Raw genomic sequence first — 13241 nt, 5'->3', positions numbered from 1 at the left:
CATCATGAGCGACGCAACGAATCGTTTTCCCCTAGACAGTCCGTCCGGCACAAGTGCGCTGCCTGCCGCGATTTCCGTCGCGGAGCGCGCCAGCACGCCGCGGATGATCGCGAACGCGCTGCGCACGGCAATCGTCGACGGCACTCTCGCGCCCGGCGCGCCTCTACGCCAAGACGCCATCGCGCGGCATTTCTCCGTCAGCGCGATTCCGGTGCGGGAGGCCTTGCGTCAGCTCGAAAGCGAAGGCTGGGCGAAGGTCGAGATGCACAAGGGCGCGACCGTCGCGCCGCTTTCGGCCGAGGAAGCGCGCGAAATCTATGAGATTCGCGCCGCGCTCGAAAGCCTAGCGATCGGCCTCGCGATTCCCGCGCACACGCCGGCCTCGTTGAAGCACGCGCAAGCGCTCTGCAAGGCGGCGTCGGCCGAAACCGATCCGTCGCTTTACGTCACGCGCAACGAGGCTTTTCATTTGAGCCTTTACGAGCCCGCTGCGCGGCCGCAGCTCTTCGAAATGATCGGCACGCTGCATCGGCGCGGCGAACGCTATCTGCGCCTCAAGTTTGGCCTGCCGTCGTACAAGGGCGAATCCGACCGCGAGCATGTGGCACTGCTCAAGGCCGTGCGCCAAGGCGACGTCGTCACGGCGCAAACGCTCGTCACGCAGCACCTGCTCGACACGGGCGAGCTGCTTTATCGATTCCTTTGCGAACATGCCGGCACAGCCGGCGCTTCGTCCCAAACGCGCAAGCCGCGTGTGAAACGCCAGCGCGACACTTCCGGGAGCTGATCCACCGATGAATCATCCAGCTTTCATGCCGGCCGGCGCCTCATCCGCCTCCCCCGCCGCGCGCTCATGGACCACGCTGCGCGACGAGAAAGCGCGCCGCCTTGCTGCGATAGCGCCCTGGCTCGACGCGCGCGTGCTGCCGCGCGAGCACATCGTGCAAGCGCTCGAAGCGCTGATCCGTCCCGGCGACCGCGTGGCGCTCGAGGGCGACAATCAAAAGCAGGCCGACTTCCTGTCGCGCTCGCTCGCCAAGGTCGATCCCGAGAAAGTCCACGACATTCATTTGCTGATTTCCAGCATCAGCCGCCCTGAGCATCTGACGCTCTTCGAGCAAGGCATCGCACACAAGGTCGACTTCTCGTTTGCCGGCCCGCAAAGCTTGCGGGTCGCACAGCTGCTCGAAGACGGGCAGCTCGAAATCGGCGCGATCTATACATATGTCGAGCTGTACGCTCGGATGTTTGTCGACCTGACGCCGCAAGTCGCGCTGCTCTGCGCCGAGAAAGCCGATCGCCACGGCAACCTGTACACAGGCCCCAACACCGAGGACACCCCCACCATCGCAGAAGCTGCTGCGTTCAGGCACGGCATCGTCATCGTGCAAGTCAACGAAATCGTGGACGAGCTGCCGCGCGTCGATATCCCGGGCTCGTGGGTCGACATCGTCGTCGAGGCCGATCGTCCGTTTGCGGTCGAGCCTTTGTTCACGCGCGATCCGCGCCATATCGGCGACCTGCAGGTGCTGACCGCGATGATGGTGATCCGCGGCATCTACGAAGCGTATGGGATCACGTCGCTCAATCACGGCATCGGCTTCGACACCGCCGCGATCGAGTTGCTGCTGCCCACTTACGGCGAATCGCTCGGCCTCAAAGGCAAGATCTGCCGCAACTGGACGCTCAATCCGCATCCCACGCTGATACCCGCGATCGAATCGGGCTGGGTCGACAGCGTGCATTGCTTCGGCAGCGAAGTGGGGATGGAGGCGTATATCGCGGCGCGCCCCGACATCTTCTTCACGGGCCGCGACGGCAGCCTGCGCTCGAACCGCGTGCTGTGCCAGTTGGCTGGACAATACGGCGTCGATCTGTTCATTGGCTCGACGCTGCAAATCGACGCCGATGCGAATTCGTCGACGGTCACGCGCGGACGTCTCGCCGGCTTCGGCGGCGCACCGAACATGGGACACGATCCGCGCGGCCGTCGTCATTCGAGCGAGGCGTGGCTCAAGCTGTTGAAGCAGGACGGGCCGATCGCGCGCGGACACAAGCTCGTCGTGCAGCTCGCGGAAACGTACAAGAAAGGCGGCGAGGCGACCTTCGTCGACGAGCTCGACGCGATCGCCGTCGGCGCCAAGAGCGGGATGCCGATCGCACCGGTGATGATCTACGGCGACGATGTGAGCCACGTCGTCACCGAAGAGGGGATCGCGCATTTGCACAAGGCCGAAGGCATTGACGAACGGCGCGCGGCGCTCGCCGCGGTGGCCGGCGTCACGCCGATCGGCTTGCGCGCGAAGCCTGAGCAAACGGCCGCGTTGCGGCGGCGCGGGATCGTCGCCTATCCGGAAGACCTCGGCATCCGGCGTGGCGACGCGAAGCGGTCGTTGCTCGCCGCGCGCAGCATCGACGACCTCGTGACGTGGTCCGGCGGGCTCTATGCGCCACCGGCACGTTTCAGGAGCTGGTAAGCCGATGCTTGCGACTTCAGTTCTTGCGGAATGCAGCAGCGATCGCTGCTGCGCAGCCGCCTCCATGCAGGCGGCTGCGCAGATTCCAACCGATGCGCAACTTGCGCGCCTCGCCGTCGAGGCGCTGCTCGAAGAAGCGCACCTGACGCCGAAGCCGGCGCTCGTCGACCGGCGCGGCAGCGGCGCCCATCACGATCTCGATCTCGCAGTGATGACACGTTCCGCGCGCGCGCTCGAGCCTACTTTCGCGGCGCTCGCGCAGGCGTCGCGCAACCGCGAACCGTCGGCGGCACTGCGCACCGAACTGGCTCGAATCGGCCGAACAGGCGAAACCGCCATGATGCGTGCGACGGGCGGCAGCAACGCGCATCGCGGCGCAATCTGGATCGTCGGGCTATTGGTTGCAGGCGCAACCATCTGTGGCGACCTTCATCGCATGAGCGCTCCACGCATTTGCGATCTCGGTGCGCAAATCGCCTGCTTCCCCGACCGCCTCGCAACCCATATCGACAGCAACGGTTCACGCGTACGCGAGCGCTATGGCGTCGGCGGTGCGCGCCGCGAAGCCCAAGAAGGCTTTCCTCATGTGATAGGCGTTGGCCTACCCGCGCTTCATGCGGCACGGCAACGCGGCATCGACGAGAACGCAGCCCGCGTCGACACGCTGCTCGCGATCATGACGATGCTCGACGACACCTGCCTCCTCCATCGCGCCGGCCAGCCCGCGCTCACCGCCGCCAAGCGCGGCGCACGGCGCGTGCTCGGCGCGGGCGGCAGTTCCACCCCAAGTGGACGCGACGCGCTAGATACGCTCGAGCGCACCCTGCTCTCGCTGAACGCATCCCCCGGCGGCGCAGCCGACCTGCTCGCCGCGACCCTTTTCATCGACAAGCTGGTCCCGCACCGGACTGGCGGGAGCCCCACGACATGGAACATCTGACGTTCGACTACCCGGCACGACGCCCCGCGACCGCCCGCGCACACGTGGGCGTGGTCGGCTCGGGCGACCTCGAGGTGCTGCTGTCGCCGAGCGCGGCGATGACGGCGCACGTCGTCGTGCGCACGAGCGTGGACGGCTACGGGCACATCTGGAAGCACGTGCTCGATCGCTTTTTCACACGTTACGACGGCGCGGCGTCGATCGAGATCAACGACTTCGGCGCGACGCCGGGCGTCGTCGCGCTGCGGCTCGCCGAAGCGGTCGAAGCTTCGGAGCAAGGAGCCGTGCAATGAGCGGGCGCGACACCGTTGGCACCGTACACGCCGCGTCGATCATCCGCGACAGCTTCATCGAACTGCCGGCGCGCGAACGCGCGCGCACGCTGCTCGATGCAGGCACGTTCCGCGAGCTGCTCGGGCCGTTCGACAGGCTCGAATCGCCGTGGCTGCCGCTGCAAGGCATCGTCTGCCAGGCCGACGACGGCGCCGTGATCGCGCGCGGCACGATCGACGGCGAGCCGGCCGTGGTCGCCGCGATCGAATCGGCGTTCCAGGGCGGCAGCATCGGCGAAGTGTCGGGCAGCAAGATCGCGGCAGCGCTGGAGCTCGCGTTGCGCGATTGCGAGCGCGGCAAGCCCGTGCGTCCGGTCATCGTGTTCGAGACCGGCGGCGTGCGCTTGCAGGAAGCCAACCTCGGCCTCGCGGTCATCGCCGAGATCCAGGCGGCGATCGTCGCGCTGCGCCGTCATGTGCCGGTCGTCGGCGTGATTGCGGGGATGGTCGGCTGTTTCGGCGGGATGTCGCTGGCTGCCGCGCTGTGCTCGTATCTCGTCGCGACCAGGCAGGGCCGGCTCGGGATGAACGGACCCGAAGTGATCGAGCAGGAAGCCGGCATCGACGAGCTCGATGCGAGCGACCGGCGCTATGTATGGCAGTTGATCGGCGGCGAGCAGCGCGCGGCGACCGGTCTGGTCGACATGCTCGCGGATGACGATACGAACGCGATCCGCTCCGCCGTGCGGGAAGCGTTCGCGCGCGGCGTGCCGGCGCAGCATCGCAGCGAAGCCGTCGATAGGTATCTGGCGAGGCTCGCGCAGATCGATCCGGCGAACGTCGCGCCCGAATCGATGCGCGCGGTGTTTCATGCAAAGGAGCAAGCATGAGCGAGAACACGATGACCCGCGGACAATGCTGGTTCCGCGCCCTCGCGGGCGAATCGCGCACCGGCGCGCCGGTGTGGTCGGGCGATGCGGCGCTCGGCGCCGAGACGGCGCGCTTCATTGCTGTCGTGCCCGATCCCGGCAATCGCTTCCCGCGCGCGGTCGACAACGTCGTCGGCCTCGAGCAGGGCTGGCGGCTTGCACGCATCGTGCGCGACACGATCGAAGAAGACGCCCGCACAGGAACGCGCCGCCCGATCGTCGCCATCGTCGATGTGAAAAGCCAGGCCTATGGGTACCGCGAAGAAATGCTCGGCATTCATCTCGCCTGCGCGGCGGCCGTGGACGCCTATGCGGCCGCGCGCGCCGCGGGGCATCCGGTGGTCGCGTTGATCGTCGGGCCGGCCATGTCGGGCGCGTTTCTCGCGCACGGCTATCAGGCCAACCGGATCGTCGCGCTCGACGCGCCCGGCATCGCCGTGCATGCAATGGGCAAGGAAGCGGCGGCGCGTGTGACGCGCCGCACCGTCGAAGCCCTCGATGCACTCGGCGAAACGATCACGCCGATGTCCTATTCGCTCGCGGCATTCGCCAAGCTAGGGCTGCTCGACACCTTGATCGACGGCGTCGATGCCGATGCGCCGACCGATACGCAGACCGAACGCGTGCGGGCGGTGCTGAGTGAAACCGTGCGGAGTGCAAGGAGCGGCCCGCGCAATCTGTCGCACAGGCTCGAATCGGCAACGGCGAAGACGACGCGCGCTGCCTCGATCGAAGTGCGGCGGCGTCTGGCCGAGCAATGGGATGCCTGATGAAGCCTGAAGCGACGCGTGCTTGCGCACTGCCGCCTTGGGCACCGGATAAGCAGGTCGCGCTCGATTCGCGGTGGCGCGCGCACGATCTGCTGAAGTTGCGGCGGCTGGCGGTGCTGCCCGGCGAGCCGGAGTGGGTACGCAGCGCGTTTGCGCGTGCGCCATTCGCCGTCGTGCGCAGAGCCGAATCGGCAGCCGGATACGTCGCGGTGGGCTTGCGCGGCGGCGCGCGAAACGAGCGCTATGGCGCCTGGGCCGAAACCGCCGACATCGAAGCCGTCATTGCACCAGAGTCTTTGGTTGGTATACAACCTGCGGTCGACCGTGCACGGTATCCGGTATTCAATATTTTGCATGCCTTGCGCGACACATCCTGCCTTGCCGAATTCAGTTGGGGGCCTACCGGGAGCGCGGGCTTCGAACTCGCGACCGGGCTGCCGACCACGACTCCAATCAGCGATCTCGATCTGCTGATCAGAACCCCGGCGCCGCTCTCGCGCGAGGCCGCACGCGCCCTGCTCGGCGAATTGACCGCGTATGCCGAGCGTGCCGGAACCCGGCTCGACGCGCAGCTGGAAACGCCGGCCGGCGGCGTCGCGCTCGCCGAGCTCGCATCGGACAAAGCGCGCGTGATGGTGCGGGGTGCGCAAGGTCCGCGGCTCGTCGCAGACCCTTGGCCAGCAGCAGAAACTCACATGCGGGAGTCCGCGTAATGCTTGCCTATCTCTATCCGGGTCAAGGCGCGCAAAGCGCCGGCTTTCTGCATCGGTTGCCACCGAACGCCGCGGTCCGAGACACGCTTGACGAGGCCTCGCAGGTGCTAGGCCTCGACGTGCTGACGCTCGATTCCGCCGATGCGCTGCGCTCGACCGTCGCGGTGCAGCTATCGCTGGTGATCGCAGGTGTCGCGATGACGCGCCAGCTCGCAGCGGAAGGACTCGGCCCGGAGATGTGCGCCGGCTTGTCGATCGGCGCCTATGCGGCCGCCGTCGGCTGTGAAGCGTTGGCGTTCGCCGACGCGCTGCACATGGCAAAAAAGCGCGCCGAGCTGATGGAGAGCGCCTATCCGGGCGGATACGGTTTGTCCGCCATTTCAGGCCTGACGGAACACGAGATCGAAGCGCTGGCGCGCGGGACGGAAAACGATGCCGCTGGACGCATCTACATCGCCAACGTGAATGCGCCGAGGCAAATCGTCGTGGCGGGTTCCGATGCCGCGCTCGCCGCCTTCAACGAGCGCGCGCTCGCGGCCGGCGCGCGCAAGGCGACGCGGCTCGATGTCAGTGTGCCGTCGCATTGCGAACTGCTCGCGCACGCCTCCGACGAACTGCTCGCCTACAGCGCGAACGTTCCATTCCGTGCGCCACGCAGCACCTATATCGGCAATCGAAGCGCTCGTCCGTTGCATTCGGCGGACGCGGTCCGCGACGACCTCGCCACCAATATGCGCCATACGGTGCGCTGGTTCGACGCGCTCTCGGTGATGATCGAAATGGGCGCAACCCTGCTTGTCCAGGCGCCTCCGGGACAAGTGCTGACCGACATCGCAGCCGACGCTTATCCGGACGTCCGCGCGATCTCGGCAAGCACGATCGCCCACGACAAGCTGGCGGAAACGATTCGAAGACGGCTGGGTTGAACGCTGCTCCCGAATAGGCTCACCATTGAGATCGGTGCATGTAGATACAACTAATGCGCGTTTTGGCGCGCAATCGATCGTCTTTAGGGGGTAATGGCGCGACGATCGGCCTTGATCGGCCGTAGAAGTACTAACAACCCAGCGCATTCCCAGCAGTCCGGCCACATACGAAGGTGAGACTTTGCGGGATCCGTGGGTCAAGCCATTCAGCCAAGCCATTCGACGATGGCTTGAAACTCATGCATCCCGCTCCCCCCGATCGTGTTCGCTCACGCGCTCAACCGTGCCCGCTCGGCAGATACGGCATCGGATCGACCGGCTTGCCGTCGCGGCGCACCTCGAACAGCACCGCGACGCGCGGACTGTCGACCTTGCCCATCTCAGCGATCTCCTCGCCTTGCTTGACGACGTCGCCCGTCTTCACCAGCAGCTTGCGGCTATGCGAATACGCCGTCAGGAAATCGGCGTTGTGCTGCACGATGATCAGGCTGCCGTAGCCGTTCAGCCCCGTGCCTGCATACATCACGCGCCCGTCGGCGGCGGCACGCACCGGGTCGCCCTCGTTGCCGCCAATTTGGATGCCCCGGTTGTGTCCTGGCTCGAACGGCTCGATGACGGAGCCGTCGGCGGGCCAGGCGAGCACGACGCGCCCGGTGTGCCGATCGAGCGTCTGGGCGGTAACGGCACCGCCGTTCCCGCCGCTGCGCGATGCGATGCGCAGCGATTCCCCTTTCACCAGATGCGTCTTGCGCTTCAAGTGATTCCACGCGATCAAGTTCTTCACCGTGCAGCCCTGGCTCCTCGCAATGCTTGCGAGCGTATCGCCGCGCTTGACGACATAGCGGGTCCACTGCACCTGCACTGCTTCATCGCTTGCCGGTGCGGATGAAGTATCCGCACTCCCGGCGCTCGCGCCTTGCCCTGCCTGAGCTGCCTGTACCGCAGATGCGGGCACCGCGCCGGCCACGGTATCGCTCGATACAGGCGGCGCGACCGTTGCACAGCCCGCCATGAAGGCGGCGATCGCGGCGCTCGCCATGAGCGCCATGCTTCTGTCGAAATGACGTCGACTCATCTTCGACTTGAACTCCATTTTTCCAAGGGCGTCGCGTCCAGGACACCCGCGCGGCGCCTCGATGGCCTGCAAACCCGCATGCGAGCGAGACGCCCCTTTGTTACTCGCGATCCAACGGCATGATGTATACCCAATACAAAATACCGCATACGTTGTGCATCAAAATGTGATGGTGCATTGTAAGGGCAACATCTCAAAATTGAGTCCGCCGACATGTAACGGACTGCAATCGATCATTAACAAATGCAACGGCATAGACCGCCGTGAAAACGCCGCTCAGGCCGGCTCGCTTGCCTCTTCAACCTGCCGCTCCACAACGCGTGTGCGCTCCTCCACGCGGCTCGCGAACACACGCTCCAGCGCGGTGTCTCCCGAGATGCGAAACACCGCCACTGCCGTCGTCAACCTGCGCGCCTGCTCCTCGAGCGCGCCGGCCGCCGCCGCAGCCTGCTCGACGAGCGCGGCGTTCTGTTGCGTGACTTCGTCCATCTGGGCGACAGCGATGTTGACTTGATCGATCCCGGTGCTTTGCTCGTGGGCCGCCGATGCGATCTCGTTCATGATCGCGCTCACGCGCGTGATCGCCGACACGATCTCGTTCATCGTCGCGCCCGAGCGCTCGACGAGCTCGGCCCCCGCTTCCACGCGCGCCGACGATTCGCCGATCACGGTCTTGATCTCCTTGGCTGCGCTGGCGCTGCGCTGCGCGAGCGAGCGCACCTCGCTCGCCACCACGGCGAAGCCGCGTCCCTGCTCGCCAGCCCGCGCCGCTTCGACGGCCGCATTGAGCGCAAGAATGTTGGTCTGGAACGCGATGCCCTCGATCACGCCGACGATGTCGGAGATCTTGCGCGAGTTGCCGACGATCTCCTGCATCGTGCCGACCACCTCCTGCGTGAGCTCGCCGCCCTGTGTCGCGAGACCGGACGCGCCCCGCGCGAGCGAGCTCGCCTCCTGGGCGTTCTGCGCGGTTTGCTTGACGGTCGAGGTGAGCTCTTCGATGCTCGCGGCCGTCTGCTCGAGCGACGCAGCCTGCTCTTCGGTACGCTGCGAGAGATCCGTATTGCCGGCCGCGATCTCGCTCACACCCGTATCGATCGAATCCGCGCTGCTGCGCACGGTGCCGACCGTCGCGACGAGCGATGCCTGCATCTTCTGCAGCGCGGCGGCAAGGCGCCCCATTTCGTTGTCGCTCTCGACTTCGACGCGCCCCGTCAGGTCGCCGTGCGCGATGCGCTCGAACTGCGCGATCGACGCGTCGACCGGGTGCACGATCGCCCGTACGAGCGTGACACGTGCGAACCACCCGCACAGCAACGACAACAGCATGCCGACCGCGACCACGACACTCACGATCTGAAAGCGCTGCTGTGCGTCCTGATAGCGCCGCCCGCCACGGTCGAGCTGCAGCTTTTCGAGCGCGGCGGTCGCCTTGTCATAAGCGTCGTAAAGCGCCGGCAGCTGCTTGCCCTGCGATTGCAGGAAAGCCGCCTTGTCGCCGGATTTCAGCGCGGCAAGCGCGGGATCGACGCCGTCATGCAGGAACGCGTTGCGCGTGTCCTGCAAGTCCTTGATGAGCTGCTGCTCCTGCGGATCGCTGCTCGCCTGGCTCAGGTAGTGAGCGAGGCGTTCGTCCGAAGCGCGCTGATAGTCGTCGGCACGCTTGAGCACGGCAGCCGCGGCGTCCTGGTCGTTCAGCTCGGTCAGCGACGCGTAGGTCGCCAGCGCGAGGCGCAAGCGCAGCAACTGGCCGGCGCTGCCGTCGATGTCCGCGATGGAGGGCGTATCGACCGTGAACACCTGCTGCAGCGACTCGTTGTCCGCGCGCATCGACAGCAATCCGGCGGCCGCCCCGGCAACGAGCACCACGGCAAAGCACACGACCATCAGCGTCAGCCATGCGCGGATCGTAAGGTTCTTCAACATCAGTTTTCTCCAGTGCGGTGGAGCCGGCGTGTCCGCCAACCCTCTTTCTTTGCTCGCGCACTGCACACATGGCACAGGCGTGGCCAGCGTCCGAATTAAACGGACGCCACATGCCATGGTCTACGGCCGCTGCTTAAAAAACTTGATGGCCTACTGCTACTGCGCGGCGTTCTGCCACACCGGCTACGCGTGCGCGGCGAGCCCGCGAAGCGACGCGTCGCGCACGGTGATGGGAACGGGAATCGGCCCGCGAATCTCCCCGATAAGCGACCGATGGATCGGTCAACTGATCTCGAACTCGATGCCGCCGATGCCCTCGATCGTCCCCCGCACGATATCCGGCCCTTCGGCCAGATAAAGGCCGGTATACGAGCCTGTCGTCAGCAGCGTGCGGGCAGGGATGGTCTGCACGTTCTGCAAGGCGCGCGTCACGAACCACACGATGAGCCGCCGCGGATCGCCCGCGGGATTGCTCGCCTGGCCGCTGAAGATCTCCTGGTCGCCGCAATGAAAACTGACTTTCGGTGCGACGAAATCGAAGCGCCGGTCATAGCGCTTCGTATCGCCGATCACGAGCGCACCGTTGTTCTGCAGATCGGCGAGCTGTGCGAGCTTGTCGACTTGCGGCCAGGTCTTGAAGCGGCTGTCGACCACTTCGACCACGACCGACATCGAATCAATGGCATCGAGGACGTCGTCGGTGCGCTCAGCGAAGCTGTTGTCGATATCCGTGGCGAAGCTGAACGCGATCTCGAGTTCGAGGCCCACGCGTGCGTACTCGGCGCGGCGCACGCCGGTTTTCGCGCCGAACACCCGGGTGGCAGGCAGCGGCGCGCACTGCGGATCGTCGGTTGGCGTTTTCGCGCCGATCTTGTAGCCGGCGCCGCCGCCGAGTTGAGCGATCGTCAGCTGCTGGGCGAGATAGGCATCGGCGGTGCTGGCGGGCAGCAAGTCATCCGGCAGCGTGTCGATCAAGGTATGCGTGCGGCGCGCCTCGACGAGCCGCGCGGCGAGAGCTTGCATAGAGGCCATGGTATGAGGTGTCTCCTTGCCTGCGTAGGATTCCGGCGCGCATTGCGCGCCGCCCGGCGGATGCGGCCGGGATAAGAATGATAGACGTTGGACGGAAATTCAGTTTCATCCGTTCTGCGGTACCAAATTTGGTATTTGGTATACCATATCCAGTCAGTTTGCGAAACGCAAATTCTTCCCGTAGCCGTTCGATATATGGACGCATTGCCTTAGTCACCCTATCATGACTGGGTTTCCTGGTTTCTGGCGTGGGTATCCATAATATGGCAACTGGTATATTGCATACCAAATCTGACGATGTTGAATCAGAGGCCGCCAAGCCAGGCCGAGGCGGATTCGCGGTCGCCCGTCCGGTGCTGCACGAAACGGTCGCCAATGCGCTGCGCAAGATGATCGTGGAAGGCGCCCTGGCGCCGGGCGCCCGGCTCAATGAACGGGATTTGTGTGCCGTGCTCGGCGTCTCTCGCACGCCGTTGCGCGAAGCGTTGAAGGTGCTCGCCGCCGAAGGCCTGATCGACCATCAGCCGAATCGGGGCGCTGTCGTGGCGGTCATGAGCGCTAAGGACATCTGCGAGACGTTCGACCTGCTCGGCTGCCTCGAGAGTTTTGCCGGGGAACTGGCATGCGCAAAGAGCACGATTACCGATTTGAATGAGCTCAAGGCGCTGCACTATTCGATGCTGGCCTGCTATTCACGCGGCGACCTGTCCGGCTACTACGAGTACAACCGCACCATCCACGACCGCATCAACCTGCTCGCGGGCAATGACGTGCTGCGTCAAACCTATCTGGCGCTGAACCGGCGCGTGGAGGGGCTGCGCTTCCGCTCCAATCACGACGCGCAGAAATGGGCGCGCGCCGTGGCCGAACACGGACAAATGATCGAAGCGCTCGAAGCGCGCGACGGCCCGCGGATGGCGAAGCTGATGCGGCAGCATCTCGACGAGAAAAAGCAAGCGGTGCTCGTCACGCTGCGGGGTGATGCCGAACCCGCTGCGTGACGAGCGCGGCGCCTCGCTGCTTCGCTTCCTGCACAGCGCCTTAGTGCGAAGCCGGCGAATGGCCCGAGCCACGCTCGCTGTCGAGGTGATCCATCTGCGCTTGCGGATAACGCTCGCCCGCCACGGCATCGGCAGGAATCGCGGCCTCGATGCGAGCAAGATCGTCGGCCGACAGGCGCAAATGGGTCGCCGCGATCGCGTCGGTCAACTGCGTACGGCGCCGCGCACCGACGAGCGGCACGATGTCGTCGCCGCGCGACAGCGCCCAGGCGATCGCGACCTGCGCCGGGTTGCTATTGCGCTCATCGGCAATCGCGCGCAGCGCCTCGACCAGCGCGAGATTGCGCTCGAGGTTCTCACCGGAAAAGCGCGGGCTGGCGCCGCGAAAATCGCGCTGCACCGAGCGCTCTTTCGACCACTGCCCGCTCAAGAGGCCGCGCGACAGCACCCCATAGGCCGTTACGCCGATGCCGAGCTCGCGGCAAGCCGGCAGAATGTCGGCCTCGATGCCGCGCGACATCAGCGAATACTCGATCTGCAGATCCGCGATCGGCGCGACCGCATGCGCGCGGCGGATCGTCTCGGCACCCACTTCCGAAAGCCCGATCTGCCGCACATAGCCTGCCTTGACGAGATCCGCGATCGCTCCGATCGTGTCCTCGACCGGCACGCCCGGGTCGAGCCGCGCGGGCCGGTAGACGTCGATGTAGTCCGTGCCGAGCCGGCGCAGCGTATAGGCCAGGAAGTTGCGGATCGCGGCCGGACGGCTGTCGTAGCCAAGCCACGCGCCGGCGGGATCGCGCAGCGCGCCGAACTTCACGCTGATCTGCACCTTCTCGCGCTCATGGCCGCGCAGCGCATCGCGAATCAACATTTCGTTCGCGCCCATGCCGTAGAAATCGCCGGTGTCGAGCAGCGTGATGCCGGCGTCGAGCGCGGCGTGAATCGTTGCTATGCTTTCGTTCTGATCGGCGGGACCGTACAGATCGGACATGCCCATGCAGCCGAGACCAATAGCGGATACCTGCGGACCATTGCGGCCAAGACGTCTCGTGTTCATGCGAATCGCTCCTGTCGATCAGAGTTGGCGCTTCAGCGCCTTACTCTGATCTCATGCAAAGCTTGCGGTTGAGAGGGGCCGGTGCCGCCAGTCGCCGGGACTGTCGCGACTGACATGCCG

Annotated in this window: 13 protein-coding genes; 9 read left to right on the top strand and 4 right to left on the bottom strand. The window is 65.6% G+C overall.

The genetic code is table 11. From position 1 onward, the window contains the following. Positions 1-4 precede the first annotated feature (4 nt). From FAZ69_RS02345 to mdcH, 8 genes are read left to right on the top strand one after another with little or no spacing between them, the layout of a single operon-like run. Positions 5-787 (top strand): GntR family transcriptional regulator, encoded by a 783-nt coding sequence (locus FAZ69_RS02345; RefSeq protein ID WP_136892317.1) that lies wholly within the window; start codon positions 5-7, stop codon positions 785-787. Between the two features lie 7 nt (positions 788-794). Then, positions 795-2477, top strand: a complete 1683-nt coding sequence (mdcA, locus tag FAZ69_RS02340) for a malonate decarboxylase subunit alpha (protein WP_136892316.1) — start codon at positions 795-797, stop codon at positions 2475-2477. 4 nt (positions 2478-2481) lie between these two features. Beyond that, positions 2482-3417 (top strand): triphosphoribosyl-dephospho-CoA synthase, encoded by a 936-nt coding sequence (locus FAZ69_RS02335; protein ID WP_136892315.1) that lies wholly within the window; start codon positions 2482-2484, stop codon positions 3415-3417. After that, complete coding sequence (locus FAZ69_RS02330) at positions 3405-3710, top strand: malonate decarboxylase subunit delta (protein ID WP_136892314.1); 306 nt, start codon at positions 3405-3407, stop codon at positions 3708-3710. The genes FAZ69_RS02335 and FAZ69_RS02330 overlap by 13 nt, the downstream gene beginning before the upstream one ends. Beyond that, positions 3707-4579 (top strand): biotin-independent malonate decarboxylase subunit beta, encoded by an 873-nt coding sequence (locus tag FAZ69_RS02325; protein WP_136892313.1) that lies wholly within the window; start codon positions 3707-3709, stop codon positions 4577-4579. Before FAZ69_RS02330 ends, FAZ69_RS02325 begins: the two co-directional genes overlap by 4 nt. After that, a complete protein-coding gene (gene mdcE / locus FAZ69_RS02320; RefSeq protein ID WP_136892312.1) occupies positions 4576-5388 on the top strand; it encodes a biotin-independent malonate decarboxylase subunit gamma in 813 nt (270 codons plus the stop codon). Before FAZ69_RS02325 ends, mdcE begins: the two co-directional genes overlap by 4 nt. After that, positions 5388-6101, top strand: a complete 714-nt coding sequence (locus FAZ69_RS02315; protein ID WP_136892311.1) for a malonate decarboxylase holo-ACP synthase — start codon at positions 5388-5390, stop codon at positions 6099-6101. The genes mdcE and FAZ69_RS02315 overlap by 1 nt, the downstream gene beginning before the upstream one ends. Continuing rightward, positions 6101-7027 carry a malonate decarboxylase subunit epsilon gene (mdcH, locus tag FAZ69_RS02310; RefSeq protein WP_136892310.1) on the top strand — a complete coding sequence of 309 codons (927 nt, stop codon included), beginning with the start codon at positions 6101-6103 and terminating at the stop codon, positions 7025-7027. Before FAZ69_RS02315 ends, mdcH begins: the two co-directional genes overlap by 1 nt. Positions 7028-7304: 277 nt before the next feature. On the opposite strand, the gene FAZ69_RS02305 is transcribed toward mdcH, so the two are convergent. The 3 genes from FAZ69_RS02305 to FAZ69_RS02295 form a co-directional block, all read right to left on the bottom strand. Further along, a complete protein-coding gene (locus tag FAZ69_RS02305) occupies positions 7305-8102 on the bottom strand; it encodes a peptidoglycan DD-metalloendopeptidase family protein (RefSeq protein ID WP_136892309.1) in 798 nt (265 codons plus the stop codon). 276 nt (positions 8103-8378) lie between these two features. Continuing rightward, positions 8379-10028 carry a methyl-accepting chemotaxis protein gene (locus FAZ69_RS02300; protein ID WP_136892308.1) on the bottom strand — a complete coding sequence of 550 codons (1650 nt, stop codon included), beginning with the start codon at positions 10026-10028 and terminating at the stop codon, positions 8379-8381. 282 nt (positions 10029-10310) lie between these two features. Then, positions 10311-11060: a hypothetical protein gene (locus FAZ69_RS02295; protein WP_136892307.1), complete on the bottom strand. Its 750-nt coding sequence runs from the start codon at positions 11058-11060 to the stop codon at positions 10311-10313. A gap of 353 nt (positions 11061-11413) precedes the next feature. Between FAZ69_RS02295 and FAZ69_RS02290 the strand changes: the two genes are divergently transcribed. After that, a complete protein-coding gene (locus FAZ69_RS02290) occupies positions 11414-12061 on the top strand; it encodes a GntR family transcriptional regulator (protein ID WP_255451492.1) in 648 nt (215 codons plus the stop codon). Positions 12062-12101: 40 nt separating this feature from the next. Here the strand turns inward: FAZ69_RS02290 and FAZ69_RS02285 are convergent, their stop codons facing one another. Continuing rightward, entirely contained in the window at positions 12102-13121 is a 1020-nt protein-coding gene (locus tag FAZ69_RS02285; protein ID WP_136892305.1) for an aldo/keto reductase, read from the bottom strand. Between the last annotated feature and the right edge of the window lie 120 nt (positions 13122-13241).

It is taken from the genome of Trinickia terrae (assembly GCF_005144415.1).
Classification (GTDB): Bacteria; Pseudomonadota; Gammaproteobacteria; order Burkholderiales; family Burkholderiaceae; genus Trinickia_A; species Trinickia_A terrae.
The sequence above is the reverse complement of the archived record's forward strand: the minus strand, read 5'-3'. Positions and strand labels throughout refer to the sequence as shown.

What these genes read in the sequence shown, in the direction of transcription:
- FAZ69_RS02315 (WP_136892311.1), top strand. Translation starts at nt 5,388, where the DNA reads ATGAAGCCTGAAGCGACGCGTGCTTGCGCACTGCCGCCTTGGGCACCG.
- FAZ69_RS02300 (WP_136892308.1), bottom strand. Translation starts at nt 10,028, where the DNA reads ATGTTGAAGAACCTTACGATCCGCGCATGGCTGACGCTGATGGTCGTG.
- mdcA (WP_136892316.1), top strand. Translation starts at nt 795, where the DNA reads ATGAATCATCCAGCTTTCATGCCGGCCGGCGCCTCATCCGCCTCCCCC.
- FAZ69_RS02295 (WP_136892307.1), bottom strand. Translation starts at nt 11,060, where the DNA reads ATGGCCTCTATGCAAGCTCTCGCCGCGCGGCTCGTCGAGGCGCGCCGC.
- FAZ69_RS02305 (WP_136892309.1), bottom strand. Translation starts at nt 8,102, where the DNA reads ATGAGTCGACGTCATTTCGACAGAAGCATGGCGCTCATGGCGAGCGCC.
- mdcE (WP_136892312.1), top strand. Translation starts at nt 4,576, where the DNA reads ATGAGCGAGAACACGATGACCCGCGGACAATGCTGGTTCCGCGCCCTC.
- FAZ69_RS02345 (WP_136892317.1), top strand. Translation starts at nt 5, where the DNA reads ATGAGCGACGCAACGAATCGTTTTCCCCTAGACAGTCCGTCCGGCACA.
- FAZ69_RS02325 (WP_136892313.1), top strand. Translation starts at nt 3,707, where the DNA reads ATGAGCGGGCGCGACACCGTTGGCACCGTACACGCCGCGTCGATCATC.
- mdcH (WP_136892310.1), top strand. Translation starts at nt 6,101, where the DNA reads ATGCTTGCCTATCTCTATCCGGGTCAAGGCGCGCAAAGCGCCGGCTTT.
- FAZ69_RS02335 (WP_136892315.1), top strand. Translation starts at nt 2,482, where the DNA reads ATGCTTGCGACTTCAGTTCTTGCGGAATGCAGCAGCGATCGCTGCTGC.
- FAZ69_RS02330 (WP_136892314.1), top strand. Translation starts at nt 3,405, where the DNA reads ATGGAACATCTGACGTTCGACTACCCGGCACGACGCCCCGCGACCGCC.
- FAZ69_RS02285 (WP_136892305.1), bottom strand. Translation starts at nt 13,121, where the DNA reads ATGAACACGAGACGTCTTGGCCGCAATGGTCCGCAGGTATCCGCTATT.